Source organism: Streptomyces sp. SID13031, assembly GCF_010548305.1.
Classification (GTDB): domain Bacteria; phylum Actinomycetota; class Actinomycetes; order Propionibacteriales; family Kribbellaceae; genus Kribbella.
This window is the reverse complement of record NZ_JAAGLV010000001.1, coordinates 372,285-398,336: the sequence shown is the minus strand read 5'-3', so window position 1 is coordinate 398,336 and position 26,052 is coordinate 372,285. Positions and strand designations below refer to the sequence as shown.

Sequence of the window (26,052 nt, the reverse complement as noted above, 5' to 3'; positions counted from 1 at the left end):
CGGGAGACCACAATGCCCACAGCGACACGGGGGGCAGCCGGACTGATCCTGCTCGGTGCCCTGCTCGCCCAAGCTCCACTGGCCGCCGCCTACACACCGCGGGAGCCGGACGCACACGCCGTCGCGTCGCCGGCAGGCCCCAGCACAGACCCCACTACCGAACCCAGTACGACGCCGACGGCTACTCCGACCGTCGCGCCGACCGGTGACCCGACGATCGCGCCGGAGCCGGACCCGACCGCTCCGGACGACACCTGGCCGGTCGGTGAGCCGCCGACGGCGAAGTCGTGGACCGAGGTCGTGCAGGAGGTGATCCGCACCTCGGCGGAGTCCTCGATGCTGCGGGCAACCGCGCTCGCGGATCAGAGCAAGCAGCTGATGCGCTGTTTCAGGCTCGAGACCGAGAACTACTGTCTCGGGCTCGGCTTCGTCGATCAGCTCCCCAGCGGTGCGCAGCTGAGCGGGATGACTGCCGCACCCGAGGCGGCCGTCGGCACCCGGAGTACCGATGACGACACCGAGCAGGACATCGCGACCGGGGCGCTGACGCCCGCGGAGTTCGTGACCGAGCGGTCGTCGCTGTCGGACAGCGCGCGGCTCGACGCCGAGCTCGACGAGATGCAGGCCGCGTGGGACGGCCGCGACAAGGCCCGCGCGCTGCGTGAGCTCGACGCTCCGGCCGGTACTTCGGAAGAGCCGGCCGGTACTTCGGAGGAGCCTGCCACCACGGCCCCGACCCCGACCTCGACTGCGACCGTGGCGCCGACTGCCACCCCGACCACGCCTGAGCGGACCACGCCGGCCTCACCTGGCGTACCGAAGCCGTCGACGCCCGTGAAGCCGGTGAAGCTGCCGTCCTCGTCGTACATCATGAAGGGCTTCCAGGTCTCGCAGGACAAGGGCTACTGGTGTGGCCCGGCGACCTTCCAGTCGATCGACTGGGCCGATGACAAGCAGAAGGACACCCAGGCGTCCTGGGCCAAGGACCTCGGCTCGAGCACCTCCGGTACGGGGATCTCGGCGATGGTCAAGCAGACCAACCTGAAGACGGACTGGGACCTCGCCGCGGGCAGTTACATCGTCCAGAGCGTCGGCCACTGGAACACGCAGAAGTTCTTCGCCGTGCACCAGAACCACCTCGGCGACGGCAAGCCGGCGCCGGTGATCGAGCACGTGCAGCTACTGAAGCGGTACTTCCCGTACCTCGCCTTCAACCACAGCGGGCACTACCAGGTCGGTCGCGGGTACGACGCGAAGAAGGGCACCATCGGCATCTTCGAGGTGTTCAACGAGCGCCGCTTCAATAGCCGCGGCAACGTGACCGACGGGCCGAAGAACATCCCGGCGTCGGCGATGTTCAACGCGACGCTGGCCAACTCGTTCAAGAACATCGGTCTGTAGGCGGATGCGTCGTCCACAGCTCCTCGGTCCGGTCGCCCCGTTAGTCATGGTGGCCGGACTGACCCTGCTCATCAGCGCCTGCTCGTCAGGCTCCCCGGAGAGCGCTCCCCCAGGCTCTCCGGGGAGTTCCGGTACGCCGGGCAACAGCCAGACCCCGGCGAGCCCCGACAGCACCCCGAGCTCTCCCACCCCGAGTGTCCCGCCGACTCCGGCCGGGCCGCCGACCTGGACCAAGATCCTGCAGCAGCCGGTCGACGGTCAGCACGTCGTGACCCAGCAGCGGAAGTACCTCGTCACCCGGAGCAGCGATGACGCCGGCACCACGACGGTGACGGATCGGGCGAGCAAACGGGTGGTCGCCAAGCACGTGCCACCCGCGGGGTTCGTCGCTCAGTCGCCGGTGGTGATCGACGACCGGTGGGCGCTGGTCGAGGACATCCGGGACGACGGGCCGGATCCGGAGATCCGCACCTACCGGTACGACCTGACGACCGGTAAGGCGGTCGATCTGGCCTCCCAGAAAGCGCTCCCCCGGATCTCCGAGCCGGAGATCGGCGCGGCCGACGGGATCTTCGCCTACAGCAGTACCGACGCGAAACGCAGGTCGTGCCTGGTGATCGCCGAGCTCGCGACGCTGAAGGCGCGCACGGTCAGCTGTGTGGCCGATCCGGGTTATGTCGCCGATCCGGTCGTCTCGGGCGACTCGGTGACGTTCAGCGAGATCACCTCACCGCAGACGACCCGCCGGTGCAAGCGGTTGCTGACCGCGCCGCTGGCCGGCGGCGCCGCGCAGCCGGTCGCGGCCGCCAAGAACTGCATCCAGTGGAGTGGCGCCTCGTTGCGCGGGGCAACCGTCTGGTCGGAGATCGGCGCCTCGGATCCGGACCAGTACCAGAGCGCCGGGTACGTCCGGGAGAAAGCTGGTGGACCGGCCCGCTCGATCGGGTCGATCGTCACCGACACCATCGTTGCCTGCGGCAATTGGATCCACTGGGAGGTGCGCACGGTGACCGAGGGCGTGGAGCGCTTCCAGGTGCAGCGCTGGCAGCCGGGGATCGCCCGGCCCCAGCGCATCTACGCCACTCCCCCGGACGCCGCCATCACCCCGCCCACCTGCCAGGACGGCAACCTCATCATCGAGGTAGCCCACCTCGGCGCGGGCACGAAGTACACCGAAGCCCTAACCCTCACCACTGCCTAACCCTCACCACTGCCTGCCCCACCCCTTCCTCCCCTCCCGCTCCCGCCGCCACCGCCCCGCCACCTCCCCTCCCGCCCCGCATTTCGGCGGTTAACCCCTCGCCTTGTGGGTTGTCACCTCATACTCCGGGGTGACAACCCACCATTTCGGCGGTTGACCGCCGAAATGCGCGGAGAGGGCTTGGGGCTGGGGCGGGCGGGCGGGGGTCGACCGGGGGGCGGGCCGGGCGCGGGGCAGTGCGGGTCGGGCGGGGCCGGGTCGGGCGAGCGCGGTGCGGGGGCGGGCGGGGCGGGCTAGACCGGGAGGCCGCGGATTCGGAGGTGGGTGCGGAGGGTGGGGGCGTTGATGAAGGTTTCGGCGTCCATGCCGGTTGCTCGGGCGGCGATGACGTTGTCGTTCTTGTCGTCGGTGTAGAAGGTGCGTGCGGGGTCGAGGCGGTAGCGGTCGAGGAGGATGCGGTAGAGCTTCTCGCCGGGCTTGAGCGTCTGCTCGGTGCCCGAGACGACCTCGCCGCTGAAGCCGGCCAGGATCGGGAACGCCTCCTTGGCGACCTCCCACTTCTCCGTCGAGAAGTTCGTCAGCGCGTACGTCGGGATGCCCTGCTCGCGCAGTTCGGTGATGACGTCGGCGGTGCCCTCGATCAGGCCGCCGACCATCTTGAGCCAGCCGGTGTCGTACGCGTCGATCCACTCGGCGTGCTCCGGGTGCAGGGAGGTCAGCTCGGCGATCGCCTCGGCCCAGGGGCGGCCGGCGTCCTGTTGCAGGTTCCACTCGGGGCTGGTGATGTTGGTCAGGAAGTGCTCGCGCTGCCCGTCGTCCGGGATCAGGTCGCGGTAGAGGTAGTCGGGGCTCCAGTCCAGCAGCACCCCACCGATATCGAACACCACATCGTCAACGCTGCGCTCGCTCATGCCATCACCCTACGAAACCCCCGAAGGCAGCGAGTCCGGGAGGTTGTTCGCGTTGGCACGAGCGTGCAGCGCCGGGGCGAGAGCCAGTTGGCCGACGAAGAGGATTCCGCCGAGGGCCGCGCAGCCGAGCCAGACAGTCACTCGCCCGGCGTGTTCCAGCGTGTTGGTCCCGAGTAAGGGGCCGATCACGCTGCCCAGTCCGAACGACATGCTCCCGGCCAGGCCCAGGTAGCCACCGCGGAGGTCGACCGGCGCCAGATCGGCGAAGACCGCTCCGATCACCGCCGCGAAACCGATCTCTCCGACGGTCCAGACCACCACCGAGAGCCCGTACCCCCACCAGTTGTGCACGACCGCGCCGAGCCCGAAGCCCAGCCCGACGATCAGCATCGACCCGGCCAATAGCTTCGGCCGGTCGAGCGCGGCCAGTCGCCCGTTCACGAACGGCTGCACCACGACGATCACAACGCCGTTCAGCGCGATCACCAGCCCGTACGTCGAACTCGGCAACCCGTCGCCGGCCATCGCCAGCGGCAACGTCGAGTAGCCCTGGAAGTAGATCGTCGCGTAGCCGATCTGGAGCAGGATCATCAACAGGAAGGTGGTGTCCCGCAAGACGACCGGCAGTAGCGGCCGGCGCGGTCCGTCGTCGAGCACCGGCCGGGTCTCGGGCACCATCCGCCAGATCACCAGCGCGGCGGCGATCGACGTACCGGCGTTGATCCAGAACAGCCAGTTGTAGCCGACGCTCGCGAGCACACCCGCGCTGACCGTAGAGACGGAGAAGCCGAGGTTGATCGCCCAGAACAGCAGCCCGTACGCGCGAACGCGCTCTCTCGGCTGGAGCAGGTCGGCCACGGTCGCCTGCACGGCCGGGCGGAACAGGTCGCCCATCAGGCCGACCACGAACGCCGCGATCCAGATCGTCGTGATCGAGCGCGCCGATCCGAGCAGGATCAGCGCGGCCGCAGTACCGAAGAAGCCGATCAGCATCGTACGGCGACGGCCGAACCGGTCGGACAGCCAGCCGCCGACGAGCTGCGAGACCACGGAGCCGGCACCGACCGCGGCCGCCACCGCACCCGCAGTACCGGCCGAGAGATGGCGGTCCTGGGTGAGGTACAGCACCAGGAAGGGCTGGACGAAACTGCCGAGCCGGTTGACCAGCTGGCAGACCCACAGAGCCCAGAAGGCGCGTGGCAGGCGGGGAGCGTCGTTCATGACTCCAACTGTTGCCGCGACCGTTCAGGGCTGTCGAGCATTAGGGCCAGGACTAATCCTTCCGCCGGACGAGCGACCGGATTAGGGTTGGCAGCGTGATCACCCTCAGGCTCAGTACCGACGACGTGAGCCGGATCAGGTTCGCGTTCTCGCCGGTCTGGGAGACGGTGACGAGCATCCGGGCGCTGAGCAACAGTACGGCGAGCAGCGTGCACGGACCGTGGCTGCGCAAGGTCGCTCCGTTGCTGGCGGCCGAGGACCTTTCGTTGCTGAAGGCCCTCATTCCGCCGGTCAGCTACATCCCCGACTTCATCACCCCGGCACCGCCGCGCCGCTCGACCAGCTTCGAGTCGGGCCTCGCCGCGATCGCCGCAACGCCCCGGCATCTCGTCGTCAACGAGCTGGCAAAGCTCCACCGCGAGACGCCGAACCCACTCCTGCCCGAGCTGATCGCCAAGCCGGCCAAAGCGCTCGACCGGATCACCTCAGCGCTCGACAGCTACTGGCGCCTCACCATCGAGCCCGACTGGCGCCGGATGCGCTCGCTGCTGCAGGAGGACCTCGCCTTCCGGCTGGAGGAGCTGGCCAGCGGCGGCGTAGAGCGCGTACTCCGCAATCTGCACCCATCCGTGCACTTCCGCGGCGACCGGATCGAGATCGACCGGCCGTACTGCTGCGACGGCGAGCCGCTCCCCGGCCAAGGCCTGCTACTCGTGCCCTGCGTCTTCACCTGGCCGGCCGCACTCCCGGTCACTGCCGCGCCCCACGTCCCGACGATCACCTACCCGCCGCGCGGCCTCGGCCGGCTCTGGGAGAGTCAGGAAGACGTCAGCGAATCACCACTCGCCGAGCTCGTCGGGAGAACCCGCGCCGCGATCGTGAGCCACCTCGACCTGCCGATGTCGACCACGCATCTCGCCCACCAGCTCGGCGTCTCCGCACCGACCCTGAGCGTGCACCTGAGCATCCTGCGCTCCTCCGGCGTCGTCGGCTCCCGCCGCGACGGCCGCGCGGTCCTCTACTCCCGAACCTCCCTCGGCAACCACCTCCTGGCCGCCTCCCGCCCAGCCGCCCTCGCCTCCGCCTGACCATGGCCCTGCAACAACCGCCGGTTATCCGAAGGCGACTGGGTCCACCTGGACGCGTACGGATCCCAACAGCTTCTTGGTACTACGGGCCGCCTGGCCCTCCTTGAGCGCCCGCGCGAGGCTGGCGCCGGCCGCGCGCGGTGTTCGCACGACGGCTCGTGAAGTCTCGTCATCGAGGGCCACCGGGCCGAGGACCTCCAACCCTGCTTGGGGATCCACAAACTGTTGCACCCGCGCCACGAGGTCGGAGACCGCGTCGGTCGGGCCGGTCAACTCGGCCAGCTTCGCCGCCGGCGCAAGCCGCGCAGTACGGCGCTCCTCCAACTCCCGCATCGCGAAACCCTCCGGACTCCACCGGACCAGGGCCTGCAACGGCGTCGCCGACGGCTCCCCGACCATGATCACCATGCCGCCCTCACTCGCGGAGCGCACCATGGCGGCCGCGTTGAACCATCGGCGCACTGCCTCTTCCGGCGCTCGCAGGTCGGGACGCGCGAGCAACAGCCACGTGTCCAGCAGCAGAGCCGCGCTGTAGCCACCTGAGGCGACAGGCTCGGCGCCTGGCGTGGTGACGACCAAGGCCGGCTCATCCGAGATGGTGTCGAGCATGTTGTCGCCACCCGAAGTACGGACGAGTACCCCCGGGAAGGCGCGGCCAAGCTCCTCCGCAGTACGGCGGGCACCGACGATCGCGGCGCGCATGCGGGTGTCGCCGCACTCCGGGCAGCGGTGATCCGCCGCCGGCCGACCGCACACGCTGCAGCTCGGCGGCCCTGACCCACCTGTACGACGGAGGGATCCGCCGCAGGTGGAGCAACGCGAAGGCGCTCGGCACGTCTGGCAAACGAGGCTCGGCAGATACCCGGCCCGCGGAACCTGGACCAGCACCGGTCCCGTCTTCAGCCCCTCGCGCGCCACCTCGAAAGCCCGGTGTGGCAGCCGCGCCACCCGAGCCATCGGGTCCCGCTTGAGGTCGGTGTCCGACTCCCCCGTGATGTGCACCGAAGGCGCGGCCGCCCGGATCACCTTGCGGTCGGCGATCAACTCGCCGGCCCAACCGGACTCGATCAACGCGGCCGTCTCCGCGGAACGCGCGAAGCCGCCCAGGAGCGCGGCGCACTTCTGCCGATACGCGCGCAGCAGCAACACTTCACGCGCATGCGGGTAGGGCGCGCGCGGCTCGGCGTACGAGTCGTCGCCGTCGTCCCACAGCGCAACGAGGCCCAGGTCGGCCACAGGCGCGAAGGCAGCCGCTCGAGTGCCGATCACCACCCGCGTGCAACCCCGCAGAGCCGCAAGGAACGCCCTGTACCGCGCGGTCGGCCCGAGGTCGGCGGAGAGCGTGACGAACCCGTCCGGCCCGAGCACCGCAGTACAGGCCGCTGCCAGCCGCTCGAGATCGCGGGCGTCCGGCGCGAGCAGCAAGGCGCCGCGACCTGACGACGCACAAACGGCTGCGGCCTGGGCGAAGGCCAACGCCCAATCGGCCCCCGGTACTGCGGTCCAGATCGCGCGCGGCGCCTCGGAACGGGTCAGCGCGTCGAGGAAGCCACCGGCCAGCGGGTACGGCGCCCACTCGGAGCGCGAGGTCGACGTCGCCGGGCGGACGGGCTGGCTGCATTTGAGCGCCTCGGCCTCGACCTTCGCGAGGCGGGGTGGCACCGCGAGGCGGGTCACGTCGGCGAGGACCCCGGCGTACCGGTCGGCCACGGCACGGCAGAGGTCGGCGACCTCGGGGGTCAGCACCTGCTCGGGCGAGATGACCTTGCGGATCCTCGCCAGCTTGCCCTCGTGCTCGGACGACTCCAGCCGCTCCAGGACGAACCCGTCCAGGTCCTTGCCCGCGAACCGCACCTTCACCCGCGCACCCGGCTGAGCGCCGTCGGCGAGGTCATCGGGCACCAGGTAGTCGAACGGCCGGTCCAGGTGCGGCAACGGCATGTCGACCGCGACCCGGGCAACCGGCAATGACGCGGTGATCCCCGCGGGCTCCTTGGTGCGGGAACGCCGAACGGTCTCGCGGAGCAGCGTCAACTGCTCAGGTGAGTCCCCGTTCTGTGCCACTCGGGAACTCTAGTCGGGCGGGACGACAAACCGCCCGCGACCATCCACAGGGTCACGGGCGGTTCGTGGCGAGCTACTACTTGTTGACCGCAGCCTTCAGTTCTTCGACCCGGTCGGTGCGCTCCCAGGTGAAGTCCGCACCGGTACGGCCGAAGTGGCCGTTGCGCGCGGTCTGCGCGTAGATCGGCCGGAGCAGGTCGAGGTCGCGGATGATCGCGGCCGGGCGCAGGTCGAACACCTCGAGCACCGCGTCGCTGATCTTGTCCACCGGCACCGTCTCGGTGCCGAAGGTGTCGACGTAGAAGCCGACCGGCGCCGCCTTGCCGATCGCGTACGCGACCTGGCACTCGGCCCGCGCGGCCAGACCGGCGGCGACGATGTTCTTGGCCACCCAGCGCATCGCGTACGCCGCGGAGCGGTCGACCTTCGACGGGTCCTTGCCCGAGAAGGCGCCGCCACCGTGCCGGGCCATCCCGCCGTAGGTGTCGATGATGATCTTGCGGCCGGTCAGCCCGGCGTCGCCCATCGGGCCGCCGATCTCGAACCGGCCGGTCGGGTTGACCAGCAGCAGGTAGTCGGTCGAGTCGATGTCGAACTGCTCGAGCACCGGGTCGACGACGTGCTTCTTCACGTCCGGCGTCAGCATCGAGTCGAGGCTGATGTCGGCGGCGTGCTGGCTCGACACCACGACGGTGTGGATCCGGACCGCCTTGTCACCGTCGTACTCGACCGTGACCTGGGTCTTGCCGTCGGGGCGCAGGTAGGCCATCGTGCCGTCCTTGCGGACCTCCGACAGCCGCGCGGACAACCGGTGCGCGATGGTGATCGGGAGCGGCATCAGCTCGGGCGTCTCGTTCGACGCGTAGCCGAACATCAGCCCCTGGTCGCCGGCGCCCTGCAGGTCGAGCGCGTCCGAGGACGACTCCGAGCGGTTCTCGTACGCCGTGTCGACACCCTGGGCGATATCGGGCGACTGGCTGCCGATCGCGACCGTGACGCCGCAGGACGCGCCGTCGAAGCCCTTCAGCGACGAGTCGTAGCCGATCTCCAGGATCCGCTCGCGGACGATCCCGGGGATGTCCACGTACGCCGTCGTGGTGACCTCGCCGGCCACCACCACCAGCCCGGTGGTCACCAGGGTCTCCACCGCGACGCGGCTCTTCGGGTCCTCGGCCAGTAGTGCGTCGAGGATCGAGTCACTGATCTGGTCAGCGATCTTGTCCGGATGACCCTCGGTCACCGACTCGGACGTGAAAAGGCGCCGTGCCACGGATTCTCCCTGGAATTCCTCGTCTGCCACCCGACGGGGAAGGTCGTCCCCCGTCCGCGCACCGCCTCACGCGGTGCTGTTGGAAGTATGCCAGCAGATCCGCCCAGTCAACCGGACGACGAGCCGATTTGCCCAGCTGATGAGACTGTCTCATCACATCCTGGACATCCCCGCGTGAACGGGCCGAAGTAATTCTCACCACACCAAGTTAGGTCAGCCTTATCTGAGCAATCTCTCAGTCAGCTGGGGACCCCTCAGTGCCAGTGGGTGGCGACGAGGTTCCAGATGACGCCGGCCAGGGCGTCCTTGCTGCCGGACGGGACCGGGAGGGCGCCGCCGTCGCGGTCGAGGATGACTGCCTCGTTGAGGTCGCTGCCGAAGACCTTGCCACCGGAGACGTCGTTCACGACCAGCAGGTCGCAGCCCTTGCGTTCGAGCTTGGCCCGGCCGAGCTCCAGTACGCCGTGATCGGCGTCGCCCGTCTCGGCGGCGAAGCCGACGATCACCTGGTCGGTGCGGCGGCGCTCGTGCGAGATGGTGGCCAGGATGTCCGGGTTCTCGATCAGGCTCACGGCGGGCACCGAGCCGTCGCCGGTCTTCTTGATCTTGTGCTCGGAGACGTCGGCCGGGCGGAAGTCAGCAGGCGCGGCGGCCATCACGATGGCGTCGGCGTCCCCGGCGCGCCCGGTGATCTCGTTGTACAGGTCGCGGGTGCTGGTGACCTGGACGACCTGGACGCCGGCCGGGTCAGCGAGCTCGGAGTTGGCGGCGACCAGGGTGACCTTGGCACCGCGGGCGGCCGCGATCCGGGCGAGCGCGTAGCCCTGCTTGCCGGACGAGGAGTTGCCCAGGTACCGCACTGGGTCGAGGTGCTCGCGAGTGCCGCCGGCGCTGATCAAGACGTTCTTGCCGGTCAGATCGGCCACCGACTGGCCGGCGGCGCGCGCGGCCTCGTCGGCGAGCATCAACTGGCTGATCGCGAAGATCTCGGACGGCTCGGGCAGCCGGCCGCGCCCGGTATCGGCGCCGGTCAGCCGGCCGACAGCGGGGTCGAGCACGGTGATACCGCGTGAGCGCAGGGTGGCGACGTTGGCCTGGGTGGCCGGGTGCTCCCACATCTCGGTATGCATCGCGGCCGCGAACAGGATCGGGCAGCGCGCCGTCAGCAAGGTGTTGGTGAGCAGGTCGTCGGCCAGCCCGTGGGCGGCCTTCGCGATCAGATTCGCGGTCGCGGGCGCGACGACGACGAGGTCCGCGCCCTTGCCGATCCGGACGTGCGGAACCTCGTGGACGTCGTCGAACGGGTCGGCCGTCACCGGCTGACCCGACAGCGCCGCCCAGGTGGCGGCGCCGACGAACTCCAGAGCGGCCGCGGTCGGCACCACCCGGACACTGTGCCCGGACTCGGTCAGCCGACGGAGCAGATCACAGACCTTGTACGCCGCGATCCCGCCGCCGACGCCGAGTACTACCGACGGCCGCTGCCCGGTTTTCGTCATCAAGCGAAGGTACTAGGACTTCTCCGCGGCGGCAGCAGCGGCTTCCGCCTCGGCCTCGGGGTCGATATCCGTGCAGGTCAGCACGCCGTCGTTGATCTCGCGCATGGCGATCGAGAGCGGCTTCTCCTGGACGTGGGTCTCGACCAGCGGTCCGACGTACTCCAGCAGGCCTTCGCCGAGCTGGGAGTAGTAGGCGTTGATCTGCCGCGCCCGCTTGGCCGAGTACAGCACCAGCTTGTACTTCGAATCGGTGTGGGTGAGCAGGTCGTCGATCGGCGGTGAGGTGATGCCGATGGCGACGGGCTGGTTGCCAGACAAAATGTCAGCTCTTTCCAGAGATGTTGGGTGATCGAATCAACTTTACCAACTGATCGGCCGCTTCCCGAACCGACGCGTTCACGATCGTCACGTCGAACTCCTTCTCGGAGGCCAGTTCGAGGGTCGCGGTCTCCAGCCGGCGCTCCCGCTCCTCGGGCGTCTCGGTGCCCCGGCCGACCAGCCGGCGGACCAATTCGTCCCAGCTCGGCGGGGCCAGGAAGACGAAATGCGCCTCCGGCATCGTCTCGCGGACCTGCCGGGCACCCTGCAGATCGATCTCCAGCAGCGCGGGCCGGCCCTCGGCCAGCTTGTCCAGCACCTGCTGCCGGGGCGTCCCGTAGCGGGCCGCCTTGTGCACCACGGCCCACTCGAGCAGCTCGTCGGCGGCGATCATCCGGTCGAACTCCTCGTCGGAGACGAACAGGTAGTGCACGCCGTGCACCTCGCCCGGACGGGCCTTGCGGGTGGTCGCCGAGACCGAGATCCAGATCTCCGGGAAGCGCTCCCGGATATCGGCCGCGACCGTGCCCTTGCCAACGGCCGTCGGGCCCGCCAGCACGGTCAGCCGGGCTCCACCGGCCCCGGCCTGACCACCGTCGGTGGAACCTTTCCCCGTGTCCACGCCTGTCTCCAGCTCAGTCGGCATCAGCTCAGTCTGCGTCATCGGCGTCACTCCGCGAACTCTCGCATCAGCGCGGCGATCTGGTTGGTCCCCAGACCGCGCACCCGGCGGGTCTCGGAGATACCGGCCCGCTCCATGATCTGTTGCGCGCGCACCTTGCCGACCCCCGGGACGCACTGCAGCAGCGCGGTGACCCGCATCTTGCCGATCACGTCGTTGGTCTGCCCCTCGTGCAGCACCTCCGTAGGAGACGCCCCCGAGTGCCTGATCCGGTTCTTGATCTCCGCACGCTCACGCCGTGCGGCCGCAGCCTTGTCCAGAGCAGCCGCGCGTTGCTCCGGAGTCAAAGATGGAAGTGGCACCGTCTCACCTGTCCCGTTGTATGTCTTCGCAGGTGAACCTAGCCAAACACGCCCTCCGACAGCAAACAACACACCAAGCGGCGACGACGGCGTCCGGTTTCGCTACCGGGCACCGCCGTCGCCGATTCGGCCGAGGCCGTGGCCTTGCGTGATGGATAGAGCGCGATGGTTACGTGATGGTGAGGCACCCGACACAGGTGCTGACGCCACCGTCGGGGTTGGTCACCGTGATATTGCGGACACCCGGCGATCCGGAGATCGACGACGTCGTGATGTTGATCAGGTTCGCCGACCGGCTGATCACCAAGATGTTGATCCCCGACCCCCCGGAGAAGGTCACCTGGCTGGCCGCGGTGAAGCCACTGCCGTTGATCGCGAACGCCTTGAACAGTCCTCTGGCGACGGTGGACGGCGAGGCGCCGGTCACCTTCGGCGCAGCGTTCAGGATCAGGCAGTTGGCACAGACCGCGTCGACCGTGCCGGCCCTGCTGACCACGACGTTGCTCCGGGCCACCGTGGCGTTCGCGGCGGTGTTCAGCACCACGTTGATCCGGGTGGCGCTGACGAAGGTGTACGACGTCATGGTCACCCCGGCGCCGGGGAACGACGGTACCGAGGCCGCGGTGAACCCGGTTCCGTTGATCGCCACCGCCCGGCCCGTCAGGCCTTGGGAGAACGCGTTCGGAGACAGCGAGGTCACCGTCATGGCACTGCGCAGCTGAATGATCACATTCGGGCTGAGACCGATGTTGCCGGCCGCATCAGTGGTTGACGCGCTCAACGTGTACGTGCCCGTCGCCAGGCCCGCCACAGTGGCGTTCCAGGCACCAGCGGTCGCCGTGCTGGTCAAGGTGCTGACCACCGCGCCCGAGGTGTTGCTGCCCGCGTAGACCTTCAAGGTGACCGTCGGGCTGTCGCCCGCCAGAACCCCGGTCGTGCCCGCGACGGTGAACGACGTCGTGGTCACCGCCGCGTTGTTGACCGGACTGGTGATCCGGACGATCGGCTTGACGGTGTCGACCGTGAACGTCGACGTACTGGTCCCGACGTTGCCGGCCGTGTCGGACTGGGTCGCCTGCGCCGTGTACGTCCCCTGCGGCAGCGCTGCCGGGGTGAGCGTCCAGGTCCCGGTGGCGGAGATCGCGACACTCGTCGTCGACCTCGGCGTACCGGTGGCCGTCGCGCCGTTGAAGATGCTGACCGCCGTCGTCGCGGCGTCACCGGCCAGCTTGCCACCCGTACCGCTGATCACCGGTTGCGTCGTGTTCCGGCTGGAGCCGTTCACCGGCGCGGTGATCTGGATGACCGGCGCGGTCACGTCGGCGGCGTCGTTCACCACGAAGGTCCGTGGGGAGCTGTACCCGGTCAGACCGGCCCCCGTCTGCTGGGCCTGCAGGGTGTAGATGCCGTTCGCGAGCGGGCCCGTCAGTGCGACGGACCAGGTGCCCGCGGTGTTCGTCGCGTTCGCGGTCTGGATCGGGTTACCGGTGCTGTACGAGCCCGAATACACCGAGACGGTGACGTCGCCGCCGGTGGCCGATCCGGTGCCGGTCACGGTCGGCGCCACGTTGACGGTCTGGTTGGCCGTCGGCGTGCTGATGATCGGGTTCGGGACCGCCTGGGTGCCGTTCATCACCTCGGCGACACTCTTGATCGAGATGCCGCGACTCGTCTGGGTGGCTGCCCAGTCGAGGAACTGGCTGATGACGACGGAGTCGACCGGCCGGTAGTCGGCCATACAGGCGGCGTAGTTGGTGGTGCCCTGGTAGCAGATCTCGTGGAAGAGCATCGGCACCCAGCCACCGGCGTGGTCAGCCGCACCGTTCGTGGCGTCGATCAGCGACTGCAGCGAGACCGGACCGTCGAACGTCGTGCCGAGCGCGTACAGCGCGAACGGATCGCGCGGCGGCACCGTCTCGGTGTAGACCGGCCCGCCCACCAGGATGGTGCCGCCACTACGCCCGGTCTGGTATCCGCAGCCCTTGACGATGCTGATCGCCTCCGGGTTGAAGGCGGCCTCCGGGTACGCGAAGCTGGTCGGCGAGAAGCCCTGCTGCTGCAGCTTCGCCCGGTCGTCGCAGACCTGGTGCCACTTGTAGTCGAACGTCGTGGCCGGATCAGTGATGATCATGTGGTCCTTGGTGTGACCACCGATGTCGTTGCCGTCGTTCTTCAGGTTGGTGATCTCGGCCCACGTCATGATGCTGTCTTCGTCGGGGTTCTCGACATTCCCGGAGTTGATGTAGAAGGTGCCGTGCACGCCGTGCGAGGCCAGCATCGACCGCAGCCCGTAGTGGCTGAGCAGACCGTCGTCGAAGGTCAGCGAGATCTGCGTCGGCCGCGGCGGCAGCACGGGCTGCGGCCCGGCCCCCATCACGTCACGAACCTTCTCGATCGTGGTACCGGCCGGCGCGCCGGTGCTCTGCAGCCAGTCGATGAACTGGCCGAGCACGGTCGTGTCCAGGGCCTGGTAGGTGCCCATGCAGTCCGCGTACTCCGGCGAGCCGGGCTGGCAGACGTAGTTGAAGGCGAGCGGCACCCAGCCACCACCGTTGCTTGAGGCAACGTTGACGGCGTTCTGCAGATCGGCCAGTTGCAGCGGACCGCTACCGAAGTTCGCGGTACTGACCCAGAACGGGTTGACCGGCGGACGGCTCTCGGCGAACGGGGCGCTCGTCGGCGCCAGCCCGCCCACGGTCCGGCCGGACAGATAGCCGCAGCCCTGGACGATGCTGCCGGCATTCGCGTCGACCGCCGCGAACGGATAACTGAAGCTCACCGGGTCGTACCCGAGATTCGTCAGTCGTTGCTTGTCGCTACAAACCTGGTCCTGCTTGTAGGCCTGCGTCGTGCTCGGATCGGTGAGATCGATGTGGTCCTTGCTCAGACCACCGATCTCGTTCCCGTCCCGGTAGAGGGAGTCGGCGTCCCAGGTCGCGAAGTAGCCCGGCGCGTTCGCGTCGATGATCCGACTGGACACGTAGAACGTGCCGTTGACGTTGTGGGACTTCAGTACCGGCCCTGCATATTGGTACTGCGATCTGAGTCCGTCGTTGAACGTCAGCGAGACGGCTGTCTCCCCCACGGCCTGAGCCTGAGTGACGAACGTTAACTGGCCTAGTGAGATGGCGACGGCGAGTGCCGCACCTATCCGCACGACCCGTGATTTGAGCACACCTGAAAACGACACCGAGGCCCCCCTGGTATCCGCAATGAATCCAACCCAGGACAGCCAGGTATTGGCCCCAACCGTCCCCCCGCGGTCGAGGCTAGCACTTGGGAACCATTTCGGATACGACAGGACGATCCGCTTGCGGGTGACTCCGCAGGGTGTGCGGTCTAGCTCAGTTGAGCTTGGGGATGTCGACCTTGCAGGAGTCCTTGGCCTGGGTCGCGATCGCCTTGTACGCCGTCGTGACCGCACCGAGTTGCCTGCCCAGCCGCGCGAGCTCGACCTCGTTCGTCCCAGCCTTCCGGGCTTTTTCGGCGAACCCGGCAACTACCTTCCAGTCGTCCTTGACCTCGTCCGGCGCACTGTCCTGCAGCTTCTTCGCGTCGTCCAGGATCTTCGCGTAGTCGGCCGGCTTCTGCGGATCGACTCCTGCCGCCGCCGCGGCGTACCCGGCCAGATCGACACAGTAGGCCTGCTCTTCCGTGCAAGCGGTCAGTCCGGCGGTCGCGATCACGATCGTCGCGGTCAGCCCAGCGGTACGGCGCATCTGTTTCCTCATCCTCAACTCGCGATCATGACATTGCAGGTGTCTTTGCCCTGTTGGGCGATCGCCTCGCCGGCGGTCGCCACCTTCGGCCCGGAGTCCTTCGCCAGCTGCGCGACCTTGGCCGGGTCGCCCTTGGCATCCTCGAGTCCGGCCAGATAGTCGCTCATGACCGACCAGTCATCCTTCAGGTCGTCCGGCGACGACTTCGACAGTTTCTTGACCTCGGTCCCGATCTTGTCGACGGTCTCGGGATCCGTCAGGTCCTTGAAGTTCTTGACCGCTTCGCCGTAGTTCTGCAACTCGCTGCAGTAGCTGCCGCCCGAGCACGCCGTCAAAGTCCCGGCGCTCAATGTCATTACCGCCACCAGGGCAGCACCCTTACGCATTCCAGACCTAGCTTTCGTCAACGTGTGTCAGTAACCCAGTACTGCCCGGAACGCGTCGTTGGCGCGAGCGGCGGCGTCCCGCAGCGAAGCGGCATCCGGGCCGGCCCCGAGGATCTCACGAGAGCTCGACGGTACGACGTTGCGCACCGCCGACCCGAAGACCTTCGCGAGCCCTTCGGCCGTACCGCCCTGGGCACCGAGCCCCGGCGCGAGCAGCGGACCGCGGATGTCCAGGTCCTCCCCCGTCGACTTGATCGTCGCGCCGACCACCGCGCCGAACGAGCCCAGGTCGTCGGCCCCGGCGTTGAGTTCACGCAAGCCGTCGAGCACAGCACCCGCGACGGTCGGCCCGTCGGCGGTCCGCGCGGACTGGAACTGCGGACCCTCCGGGTTCGAGGTGAGGGCCAGCACGAACAGCCCGGCGCCGGCCTCCCGAGCCTCGTCGATGGCCGGTTGCAGCGAGCCGAAGCCCAGGTACGGGCTGACAGTCAACGCGTCACAGGCCAGCGGACCCTTCTCCGCCAGGTACGCCGAGGCGTAACCAGCCATGGTCGAGCCGATGTCACCGCGCTTGGCATCGATGATCACCAGGGCACCGGCTTCGCGAAGCCTGATCGTCGCCTGCTCCAGGACGGCGATCCCGGCCGAGCCGAATCGCTCGAAGAAGGCCGACTGCGGCTTGAAGACCGCCACCTGGTCGGCCAGTGCGTCGACGACGCCGTAGGTGAAGGAGGCCAGGCCCTCGGCGGTGTCGGGCAGCCCCCACTGCTCCAGCAGGTGCGAGTGCGGGTCGATGCCGACACAAAGCGGGCCACGGTCGTTCATGGCCGCGCGCAACCTGGTTCCGAAGGGCTGGCTGCTCATGGGGCGTTCTCGCTCTCTCATCTGGTTCCCATTCGGGTTAGGGCGCGGTTGGTACGACGTACGAGGCCTGGGCCGCGGTAGATCAAGCCGGAGTAGAGCTGGACGAGGCTGGCGCCGGCGTCGAACAGCCGGAGCGCGTCGTCGGGGTCGAGGATGCCCCCGACACCGATGATCGGGAGCGCTCCGTTGGTACTTGCGTTGATCTGGGCAACTGTCTTGGCGGAGATCTCGGTGAGTGGCCGGCCGGACAGGCCGCCGGTCTCCTCCGCCTGCCACTCGTCGGCAGGAGCGAGACCGGACCGGCCGATCGTCGTGTTGGTGGCGATGATGCCTGCCACGCCGACGTCGGTGCAGACACCGAGCAGCTCGTCGATCGCGGGCTCGGTCAGGTCCGGCGCGATCTTCACCAGGATCGGCTTCGGAGCGCGCCCGCCGGGGGTCAAGGTCTTCGCCTCGGTGTGCAACGCGGTCAGCAACTCGCGCAGGTGCCCCGAGTCCTGCAGGGAGCGCAGGCCCGGTGTGTTCGGCGAGCTGACGTTGACGGCGAAGTAGTCACCGAAGCGGTAGAGCCGCTGCAGCGAGGTCACGTAGTCCCCCACCGCGTCCTCCAGCGGCGTCACCTTCGACTTGCCGATGCTGATGCCGAGCGGGTAGCCGAAGTCCCCGTATGCCTCCAGGCGCCGCGCGAGCGCCTCGGAGCCTTCGTTGTTGAACCCCATCCGGTTGATCACGGCTTCGCTCTCGACCAGCCGGAACAACCGGGGCTTCTCATTGCCCGGCTGCGGGTGCGCGGTGACCGTGCCGACCTCGACGAAGCCGAAGCCGAGGGCCCGCCAGGCCGGCAGCGCCAGCCCGTTCTTGTCCATCCCGGCGGCCAGCCCGACCGGGCTGGGAAAGCGCACACCGAACACAGTGCGCTCCAACCCGGCAGGCAAGGAGCCGTACAAGCGGTTGAGCGCGGGCACCGCCCCCGGGATGCGGCTCAGCCGCCGCAACCCGTGGAGCGTCTGCTCGTGCGCCACCTCGGCGTCGCCTCGACCGAGGCGATAGAGGACAGGCCGGATGAGCCGCCGATACATCAGCTCTCCGCCTGCGGCGGTGTGGCGGGGGAAGCCGGGGCGGCGACCTCGCCGCGAATGCGGCTCGCCCAGTCCTGGAGGCTCCGGACGCCGATATCGCCTGCCTGTTGAGCTTCGATGCCCTGGACGGCCGCACCCAGGCCCTGCACGGTGGTGATGCAGGGGATGTTGCGGGCGACCGCCGCGCTGCGGATCTCGTAGCCGTCGAGCCGGGGTGAACCGTCCTTGGTGATCCCGATCGGGGTGTTGACGATCAGGTTGAGCTCGCCGTCCTGGACCATCTGGACGATCGTCGGCTCACCGTTCGGGCCCGGGCCCTGGCTGCTCTTGCGGACCGTGACGGCCTCGACGCCGTTGCGGCGCAGGACGTCGGCGGTGCCTTCGGTCGCGTAGATCTGGAAGCCCAGATCGGCCAGCCGCTTGACCGGGAAGATCATGTGCCGCTTGTCCCGGTTCGCGACCGAGACGAACACCTTGCCGGTCGCGGGCAACGGCTGGGACGCCCCGGCCTGCGATTTGGCGAACGCCGTACCGAAGGTCGTGTCGATGCCCATCACCTCGCCGGTCGAGCGCATCTCCGGCCCGAGCACGGTGTCGACCGAGGCGCCGTCGATGGTCCGGAACCGGTTGAACGGCATCACGGCTTCCTTCACCGCGATCGGCGTCGAGGCCGGCAGCGTGCCGCCGTCACCCTCGGCCGGCAGCATGCCCTCGGCGCGCAGCTCGGCGATGGTTGCCCCGAGCATCACCCGGGCGGCCGCCTTGGCCAGCGGCGTCGCGGTCGCCTTCGACACGAACGGGACGGTCCGCGACGCGCGCGGGTTCGCCTCCAGCACGTAGAGCACGTCACCGGCCAGCGCGTACTGGATGTTCAGCAGGCCCCGTACGCCGATGCCGCGGGCGATCGCCTCGGTCGACTCGCGGATCTTCTGGATGTCCGCACTGCCCAGCGTGATCGGCGGCAGCGCGCAGGACGAGTCGCCCGAGTGCACCCCGGCCTCCTCGATGTGTTCCATCACGCCACCGAGGAACAGCTCGTTGCCGTCGAACAGCCCGTCGACGTCGATCTCCACCGCGTCGTCCAGGAACCGGTCGATCAGTACCGGGTGCTCCCAGTTCGCCGCCAGCGCGCCACCGCTCAGCCGTTCGAGCGCGGCGGTCAGCTCGGCCGCGGAGTACACGATCTCCATCCCGCGGCCGCCGAGGACGTACGACGGGCGGACGAGCACCGGGAAGCCGATCTCGGCGGCGATCTCCTGGGCTTGCTCGAACGACATCGCGGTGCCGTGCTTGGGGGCCGGCAGGTTCGCGTCGGAGAGCACCTTGCCGAAGGCTCCCCGCTCCTCGGCCAGGTGGATCGCCTCGGGCGACGTACCGACGATCGGTACGCCGGCGTCGGCGAGCCGCTGCGCCAGGCCGAGCGGCGTCTGGCCACCGAGCTGGACGATCACCCCGGCGATCGGGCCGGCCTGCATCTCGGCGTACACGATCTCCAGTACGTCCTCGGCTGTGAGCGGCTCGAAGTACAGCCGGTCGGAGGTGTCGTAGTCGGTCGAGACGGTCTCGGGGTTGCAGTTGACCATGATCGTGCAGTAGCCGGCGTCGCGCAGCGCCATCGACGCGTGCACACAGGAGTAGTCGAACTCGATGCCCTGGCCGATCCGGTTCGGTCCTGAGCCCAGGATCAGCACCGCGGGCTCGGATCGCGGCGCGACCTCGGTCTCCTCGTCGTACGAGGAGTAGTGATACGGCGTCGTGGCCGCGAACTCGGCCGCGCAGGTGTCGACCGTCTTGTAGACCGGGCGGATCCCGAGCGCCTGCCGGACGCCGCGGACGACGTCCTCGGGCAGATCGCGGATCTCGCCCAGCTGCAGGTCGGAGAACCCGTGCCGCTTCGCGAGCTTGATGATCTCGGGCGTCAGCCGCGGCGCGGCCGCGACCTGGAGAGCGGTCTCGTGGATCAGGTACATCTGGTCCACGAACCACGGGTCGATCTTGGTGGCGTCGAAGATCTGCTCGGGCGTGGCGCCGGCCCGGATCGCGTCCATCACGGTGCGCAGCCGGCCGTCGTGCGGCGTCTTGATTGCCTCCAGCAACGACTCCAGGTCGGTCGACGGAGCGCCGAGCCAGGAGAACCGGGCCTCCGGCTTCTCCAGCGACCGCAGCGCCTTCTGCAGCGCCTCGGTGTAGTTGCGGCCGATCGCCATCGCCTCGCCGACGCTCTTCATGTGCGTGGTCAGCGTCGCGTCGGCGGCCGGGAACTTCTCGAACGCGAACCGCGGCACCTTGACCACGACGTAGTCCAGCACCGGCTCGAAGCTGGCCGGGGTCTGCTGGGTGATGTCGTTCGGGATCTCGTCCAGGGTGTAGCCGATCGCAACCTTGGCGGCGATCTTGGCGATCGGGAAGCCGGTCGCCTTGGAGGCCAGCGCGGACGAGCGCGATACCCGCGGGTTCATCTCGATCACGATCAGCCGGCCGTCGGCCGGGTTCACCGCGAACTGGATGTTGCAGCCGCCGGTGTCGACGCCGACCTCGCGGATGATGCCGATCGACAGGTCGCGCATGGTCTGGTACTCGCGGTCGGTCAGCGTCATCGCCGGCGCGACGGTGACCGAGTCGCCGGTGTGCACGCCCATCGGGTCGACATTCTCGATCGAGCAGATGATCACGACGTTGTCCGCCTTGTCGCGCATCACCTCCAGCTCGTACTCCTTCCAGCCGACGATCGACTCCTCGATCAGCACCTCGGTGGTCGGGCTGGCGGTCAGGCCCGCGCCGGCGATCCGGCGCAGGTCTTGCTCGTCGTAGGCCATCCCGGAGCCGACGCCGCCCATCGTGAAGGACGGCCGGACGACCAGCGGGTAGCCCAGCTCACCGGCGGCACCGAGCACGTCGTCGATGGAGTGGCAGATTCGCGAAGTCGCCGTCGAGGCGCCGAGCTTCTCGACGATCTGCTTGAACGACTCCCGGTTCTCGCCGCGCTGGATCGCGTCCACGGAGGCGCCGATCAGCTCGACGCCGTACTTGGCCAGGACGCCGTTCTCGTGCAGCGCGATCGCCGCGTTCAGCGCGGTCTGGCCGCCCAGGGTGGCGAGCAGGACGTTCGGGCGCTCCTTCTCGATCACCTTCTCGACGAACTCCGGCGTGATCGGCTCGACGTAGGTCGCGTCGGCGAACTCCGGGTCCGTCATGATCGTGGCCGGGTTGGAGTTCACCAGGATGACCCGGAAACCCTCTTCCTTCAGCACCCGGCAGGCCTGGGTACCGGAGTAGTCGAACTCGCAGGCCTGACCGATCACGATCGGGCCGGAGCCGATCACCAGCACCGACTCGATATCTGTACGGCGTGGCATCAGTTACGACCTTCCATCAGTTCTACAAAGCGATCGAACAAGTACGCCGAGTCGTGCGGTCCGGCTGCTGCCTCGGGGTGGTACTGGACCGAGAAAGCCAGCGGTTTGCCGTCCTTGCCGGTCAGCTTGAGCCCCTCGACGACGTTGTCGTTGAGCGACACGTGACTCACTTCGGCCGGCCCGAACGGCGTTTCGAAGCTGCCCTCGAGCGGCGCGTCCACTGCGAAGCCGTGGTTCTGCGCGGTGATCTCGACCTTGCCGGTGGCCCGGTCGAGCACCGGCTGGTTCATGCCGCGGTGCCCGTACTTGAGCTTGAAAGTGCCCAGCCCGAGCGCGCGGCCGAAGACCTGGTTGCCGAAGCAGATGCCGAAGTACGGCTTGCCCCGCTGCAGCAACTCCTTGAGCAGCTCGGTCGGGTGCTCGGTGGTCTCCGGGTCGCCCGGGCCGTTGCTCATGAAGATGCCGTCGGGGTCGACCGCCAGCACCTCCTCCAGAGAGGCGGTGGCGGGCAGCACGTGCACCTCGATACCGCGCTCGGCCATCCGCTTCGGCGTCATCGACTTGATCCCGAGGTCGAGCGCGACGACGGTGAAACGCTTCTCGCCTTCAGCCGGTACGACGTACGCCTCGGCCGTGGTGACGTCGGCGGCCAGGTCGGAGCCGGCCATCGGCTTCTGCTCGAGCACCTTCCGCAGCAGCGCCTCGGGGTCGAGGATCTCGGTGGAGATCCCGGCCCGCATCGCGCCGCGCTCGCGCAGGTGCCGGGTCAGCGCGCGGGTGTCGATCCCGGAGATGCCGACGATGCCCTGGCCCTTGAGCTGGTCGTCGAGGGTGCGGGTGGCGCGCCAGTTCGACGGCACCCGGGCGGGGTCGCGGACGACGTAACCGGCGACCCAGATCCGGGACGACTCGTCGTCCTCGTCGTTGACGCCGGTGTTGCCGATGTGCGGCGCGGTCTGGGTGACGATCTGGCGGTGGTACGAAGGGTCGGTCAGCGTCTCCTGGTAGCCGGTCATGCCGGTGGTGAACACCGCCTCGCCGAAGGTCTCGCCGGTGGCCCCGTACGACGTACCGGCGAACGCGCGGCCGTCCTCGAGGACCAGCAGCGCGGGTTGCGGCGCGTGGTTCAGCGTCGGTTGGAGGGCAGCCTGGCTCATTGCTCGGCTCCGATCAGGGTCGAGATGGATTCGGTCAGCGGGGCGGTGTCGGCCTTGCGGCGGGGCCGGAAGCCGGTGTCGAGCTCGTGGCCGTCGTGCGTCCAGGTGACCACGACCAGCCCGGACGCCTCGGCGGTGACCTTGCCGGCGATACCGCGGTCGGTCCGGACGCCGGTCAGGTGGCCGACCGGGATGAAGACGTCCGCCGCTCCTTGCCGATGGAAGATCAGGCCGGCCGCGCCGACGGCCAGGTCCGCGTTGCTGCGGACTCCGAGTTCGTGCACGGCGATCCGGTCCATCCAGTCGCCGGCGGTCGTCGTGGCGACGTACACGCCCTCGACGCCCGACACCTTGCCCTCGGGCACGGCCGGCAGCGGGGCCAGCTCGGCCTGCCGCGCCTGGCGGTTGCGCCAGCCGCGGTACATACCGAACCAGGCCGCGCCGATGATCAGCAGCGTGCCGAGAATGCCTAGCACAGTTTTCACTTCGTGAGCTTCCCGTCCAGGACGGTCGGGTTGCCTCGAAGGAACGTCGTCGTCACGCGGCCCGGGAGCGTCATCCCGACGAACGGCGTGTTCCGTGACAGCGAAGCAGTCTCAGCCGGTACTACGGTGCGCTCGGCGGCCGGGTCGACCAGGACCAGGTTGGCGGGCGCACCGACGGCCAGCGGCTGGCCGTGCTCGGTGATCTGGCCGATCGCGGCCGGGCGGTAGCTCATCCGGTCGGCGACCTCGGCCCAGGTCAGCAGCTTGGTGTCGATCATCGCGTGCTGGACGACCGAGAGAGCGGTCTCCAGCCCGGTCATCCCGAATGCGGCCGCGCTCCACTCGCAGTCCTTGTCCTCCAGCGGGTGCGGCGCGTGGTCGGTGGCGACGATGTCGATCGTGCCGTCGGCCAGGCCCTCGCGGACCGCCTCGACGTCGGCCTGGGTGCGCAGCGGCGGGTTCACCTTGTAGACCGGGTTGTACGACGCCGCCAGGTCCTCGGTGAGCAGCAGGTGGTGCGGCGTCACCTCGGCGGTGACCTCGAGGCCGCGCTTCTTGGCCGCCCGGACGATCTCGACCGAACCCTTGGTGGACAGGTGGCAGATGTGCAGCTTCGAGCCGACGAGCGCGTTGAGCATGATGTCCCGCGCGATGATCGACTCCTCGGCGACGCTCGGCCACCCGGTCAGCCCGAGCACCCCAGAGAGCGCTCCCTCGTTCATCTGCGCGCCCTTGGTCAGCCGCGGCTCCTGCGCGTGCTGGGCGATCGTGCCGCCGAAGGCCTTCACGTACTCGAGGGCGCGCCGCATCAGGGCGGCATCCCAGACGCAGTCGCCGTCGTCGGAGAACACCCGCACCCGGGCTGCCGAGTCGGCCATCGCGCCGAGCTCTGCGAGCTGTGTGCCCTGCCGCCCGACCGTGACGGCGCCGATCGGGTAGACATCGGCGTATCCGGCTTCGCGGCCGAGACGCCAGACCTGCTCGACGACGCCGGCTGTATCGGCGACCGGGTCGGTGTTGGCCATCGCGAACACGGCGGTGAACCCGCCCATCGCCGCGGACCGGGTGCCGGTCAGTACCGTCTCGGCGTCCTCGCGGCCGGGCTCGCGCAGGTGGGTGTGCAGGTCGACCAGCCCGGGGAGCGCGATCTGACCGGTCGCGTCGATCACCTCGGCGCCGTCCGGCCTGGCCAGGCCGTTGCCGACGGCCACGATCTCGCCGCCGTCGATCAGCAGGTCCGCCACCTCGCCACCGATGATGCTGGCTCCAGTGATCAGGTACGCGGTCATGCCGTGGGCTCCTCTGCGGGGTTGGTGTCGGTAGTGCTGTCGGTACTCGCGTCGTTACTGCCCGAGAGCAGCAGGTAAAGCACCGCCATCCGGATCGCCACGCCGTTCGTGACCTGTTCGACGATCACCGAGCGGGTCGAGTCGGCGACCTCGGCGCTGATCTCCATACCGCGGTTCATCGGGCCGGGGTGCAGCACGATCGCCTCGTCGGGCAGCTGCGCCATCCGGTGCACGTCGAGGCCGTAGCGGCGGGTGTACTCGCGGGCGCTGGGGAAGAACGCGTCGCCCATCCGCTCGCGCTGCACGCGCAGCATCATCACCGCGTCGCTCTTGCCGAGGGCCCCGTCCAGGTCGTACGACGTGGCGCACGGCCAGTTGGTCATGTCGACCGGGAGCAGCGTCGGCGGTGCCACCACGGTGACCTCGGCGCCGAGCGTCGAGAGCAGCAGCACGTTCGACCGGGCCACCCGGCTGTGCAGGACGTCGCCGACGATGGTGATCCGGCGGCCGTCGAGCGAGCCGAGGTGCCGGCGCATGGTGAAGGCGTCCAGCAGTGCCTGGGTGGGGTGCTCGTGGGTGCCGTCGCCGGCGTTGACCACCGAGCCGTTCAGCCAGCCCGAGGTCGCCAGCAGGTGCGGTGCGCCCGACGAGCCGTGCCGGCAGACGACGCCGTCGGCGCCCATCGCCTGCAGGGTGAGCGCGGTGTCCTTGAGGCTCTCCCCCTTGCTCACGCTGGAGCCCTTGGCGGAGAAGTTGATGACGTCGGCCGACAACCGCTTGGCGGCCGCCTCGAACGAGATCCTGGTCCGGGTGGAGTCCTCGAAGAAGAGGTTGACCACCGTACGGCCGCGCAGCGCGGGCAGTTTCTTGATCGGCCGGTCCGCGAGCGCGCGCATCTCCTCGGCGGTGTCCAGGATCAGGTTGGCGTCGTCGCGGCTGAGGTCGCCCGCGCTGAGCAGATGCCGCATCACGCGGAGGCTCCCGTCTTGTCGGCGATCAAGACCGCGTCGGTGCCGTCGTACTCGGTCAGGTGGACGGTGACCCGCTCGACCAGTGAGGTGGGCAGGTTCTTGCCGACGTAGTCCGCGCGGATCGGCAGCTCGCGGTGGCCGCGGTCGACCAGGACGGCGAGCTGGACCGCCTTGGGCCGGCCGATGTCGCCGATCGCGTCCAGCGCGGCGCGGATCGTCCGGCCGGAGAAGAGCACGTCGTCGATCAGGACGACGACCTTGCCGTCGATCCCGCCCGGCGGAATGTCGGTGTGCTCGAGGGCACGGGCCGGCTTGAGGCCGATGTCGTCGCGGTACATCGTCACGTCGAGTGATCCCGTTGGCACGCTCCGTCCTTCGACGGCGGCGATCCGCTCCGAGATGCGGGTCGCCAGACCCACGCCTCTGGTAGGAATGCCGAGCAGGACGACGGGGTCGGCACCCCGGTTGCGCTCGAGGATCTCGTGCGCGATCCGGGTCAGTGCCCGGGAAATGTCGGAAGCATCCAGCACTGTGCGGGGTACAGCCTTGACCGCGGGGGCAGAAACTTCTGCACCATCGGCCTGGGACTGCGGTACCGAGGCAGGGCTCATCGCTACCGTTCCTCCTTTCCCGCCTCTCTGGACGGGTCTTTAAAGGACGTTCGGACCGCTTGACATGGTATCGGATGTGACACGCCGTCTTGACGCTGGCCTCGCGAGCAGAATATTGTTACTCTGTGTAACCGTGGGGGGTTTACCAAACGGCCCACTACCGGGCCACCCGAAGTAA

22 protein-coding genes are annotated in these 26,052 nt (G+C 68.8%); 3 read left to right on the top strand and 19 right to left on the bottom strand.

Annotated elements, in window-relative coordinates; all coding sequences use genetic code 11:
* The first annotated feature begins 12 nt into the window (after positions 1-12).
* Together G3I17_RS01790 and G3I17_RS01785 are read left to right on the top strand one after the other, a co-directional pair.
* Entirely contained in the window at positions 13-1,401 is a 1,389-nt protein-coding gene (locus G3I17_RS01790) for a C39 family peptidase (protein WP_203589599.1), read from the top strand.
* 46 nt (positions 1,402-1,447) lie between these two features.
* Entirely contained in the window at positions 1,448-2,602 is a 1,155-nt protein-coding gene (locus G3I17_RS01785) for a hypothetical protein (protein ID WP_203589598.1), read from the top strand.
* A gap of 293 nt (positions 2,603-2,895) precedes the next feature.
* On the opposite strand, the gene G3I17_RS01780 is transcribed toward G3I17_RS01785, so the two are convergent.
* Positions 2,896-3,513, bottom strand: a complete 618-nt coding sequence (locus G3I17_RS01780; protein ID WP_164593244.1) for an HAD family hydrolase — start codon at positions 3,511-3,513, stop codon at positions 2,896-2,898.
* Positions 3,514-3,522: 9 nt separating this feature from the next.
* A complete protein-coding gene (locus tag G3I17_RS01775) occupies positions 3,523-4,734 on the bottom strand; it encodes an MFS transporter (RefSeq protein WP_164593242.1) in 1,212 nt (403 codons plus the stop codon).
* A 95-nt stretch (positions 4,735-4,829) separates the two neighbouring features.
* Between G3I17_RS01775 and G3I17_RS01770 the strand changes: the two genes are divergently transcribed.
* The gene (locus tag G3I17_RS01770; protein WP_164593240.1) at positions 4,830-5,822 is read left to right on the top strand and encodes a DUF5937 family protein; all 993 of its coding nucleotides are present in this window, start codon (positions 4,830-4,832) and stop codon (positions 5,820-5,822) included.
* 24 nt (positions 5,823-5,846) lie between these two features.
* Here the strand turns inward: G3I17_RS01770 and G3I17_RS01765 are convergent, their stop codons facing one another.
* The 17 genes from G3I17_RS01765 to pyrR all read right to left on the bottom strand — a co-directional run bounded on the left by G3I17_RS01765 (position 5,847) and on the right by pyrR (position 25,874).
* Positions 5,847-7,886 (bottom strand): primosomal protein N', encoded by a 2,040-nt coding sequence (locus G3I17_RS01765; protein WP_164593238.1) that lies wholly within the window; start codon positions 7,884-7,886, stop codon positions 5,847-5,849.
* Between the two features lie 76 nt (positions 7,887-7,962).
* A complete protein-coding gene (metK, locus tag G3I17_RS01760; protein WP_164593236.1) occupies positions 7,963-9,156 on the bottom strand; it encodes a methionine adenosyltransferase in 1,194 nt (397 codons plus the stop codon).
* A gap of 254 nt (positions 9,157-9,410) precedes the next feature.
* Positions 9,411-10,655, bottom strand: a complete 1,245-nt coding sequence (gene coaBC, locus G3I17_RS01755; RefSeq protein WP_164593234.1) for a bifunctional phosphopantothenoylcysteine decarboxylase/phosphopantothenate--cysteine ligase CoaBC — start codon at positions 10,653-10,655, stop codon at positions 9,411-9,413.
* A 12-nt stretch (positions 10,656-10,667) separates the two neighbouring features.
* Positions 10,668-10,973: a DNA-directed RNA polymerase subunit omega gene (gene rpoZ / locus G3I17_RS01750; RefSeq protein ID WP_164593232.1), complete on the bottom strand. Its 306-nt coding sequence runs from the start codon at positions 10,971-10,973 to the stop codon at positions 10,668-10,670.
* 4 nt (positions 10,974-10,977) lie between these two features.
* Positions 10,978-11,532, bottom strand: a complete 555-nt coding sequence (gene gmk, locus G3I17_RS01745; RefSeq protein ID WP_343238198.1) for a guanylate kinase — start codon at positions 11,530-11,532, stop codon at positions 10,978-10,980.
* A gap of 110 nt (positions 11,533-11,642) precedes the next feature.
* The gene (gene mihF / locus G3I17_RS01740; protein WP_164593229.1) at positions 11,643-11,957 is read right to left on the bottom strand and encodes an integration host factor, actinobacterial type; all 315 of its coding nucleotides are present in this window, start codon (positions 11,955-11,957) and stop codon (positions 11,643-11,645) included.
* A gap of 169 nt (positions 11,958-12,126) precedes the next feature.
* Entirely contained in the window at positions 12,127-15,042 is a 2,916-nt protein-coding gene (locus tag G3I17_RS01735) for a polysaccharide deacetylase family protein (RefSeq protein ID WP_164593227.1), read from the bottom strand.
* Between the two features lie 259 nt (positions 15,043-15,301).
* A complete protein-coding gene (locus G3I17_RS01730) occupies positions 15,302-15,676 on the bottom strand; it encodes a hypothetical protein (protein WP_203589597.1) in 375 nt (124 codons plus the stop codon).
* 14 nt (positions 15,677-15,690) lie between these two features.
* On the bottom strand, positions 15,691-16,032 hold the full coding sequence (locus tag G3I17_RS01725) for a hypothetical protein (RefSeq protein WP_203589596.1): 342 nt from the start codon (positions 16,030-16,032) through the stop codon (positions 15,691-15,693).
* A gap of 57 nt (positions 16,033-16,089) precedes the next feature.
* On the bottom strand, positions 16,090-16,926 hold the full coding sequence (gene pyrF, locus G3I17_RS01720) for an orotidine-5'-phosphate decarboxylase (RefSeq protein WP_164593222.1): 837 nt from the start codon (positions 16,924-16,926) through the stop codon (positions 16,090-16,092).
* A 17-nt stretch (positions 16,927-16,943) separates the two neighbouring features.
* A complete protein-coding gene (locus G3I17_RS01715) occupies positions 16,944-18,005 on the bottom strand; it encodes a quinone-dependent dihydroorotate dehydrogenase (protein WP_203589595.1) in 1,062 nt (353 codons plus the stop codon).
* Positions 18,005-21,361 (bottom strand): carbamoyl-phosphate synthase large subunit, encoded by a 3,357-nt coding sequence (gene carB, locus G3I17_RS01710; protein ID WP_164593220.1) that lies wholly within the window; start codon positions 21,359-21,361, stop codon positions 18,005-18,007. Before carB ends, G3I17_RS01715 begins: the two co-directional genes overlap by 1 nt.
* Positions 21,361-22,518: a glutamine-hydrolyzing carbamoyl-phosphate synthase small subunit gene (gene carA, locus G3I17_RS01705; protein ID WP_164593218.1), complete on the bottom strand. Its 1,158-nt coding sequence runs from the start codon at positions 22,516-22,518 to the stop codon at positions 21,361-21,363. Before carA ends, carB begins: the two co-directional genes overlap by 1 nt.
* Positions 22,515-23,003 carry a hypothetical protein gene (locus tag G3I17_RS01700; protein WP_164593216.1) on the bottom strand — a complete coding sequence of 163 codons (489 nt, stop codon included), beginning with the start codon at positions 23,001-23,003 and terminating at the stop codon, positions 22,515-22,517. The genes carA and G3I17_RS01700 overlap by 4 nt, the downstream gene beginning before the upstream one ends.
* Positions 23,000-24,292, bottom strand: coding sequence for a dihydroorotase (locus G3I17_RS01695; RefSeq protein WP_164593213.1), 1,293 nt, complete (start codon positions 24,290-24,292; stop codon positions 23,000-23,002). The genes G3I17_RS01700 and G3I17_RS01695 overlap by 4 nt, the downstream gene beginning before the upstream one ends.
* Entirely contained in the window at positions 24,289-25,263 is a 975-nt protein-coding gene (locus tag G3I17_RS01690; RefSeq protein ID WP_343238181.1) for an aspartate carbamoyltransferase catalytic subunit, read from the bottom strand. The genes G3I17_RS01695 and G3I17_RS01690 overlap by 4 nt, the downstream gene beginning before the upstream one ends.
* Positions 25,260-25,874, bottom strand: a complete 615-nt coding sequence (gene pyrR, locus G3I17_RS01685; RefSeq protein ID WP_164593209.1) for a bifunctional pyr operon transcriptional regulator/uracil phosphoribosyltransferase PyrR — start codon at positions 25,872-25,874, stop codon at positions 25,260-25,262. Before pyrR ends, G3I17_RS01690 begins: the two co-directional genes overlap by 4 nt.
* Between the last annotated feature and the right edge of the window lie 178 nt (positions 25,875-26,052).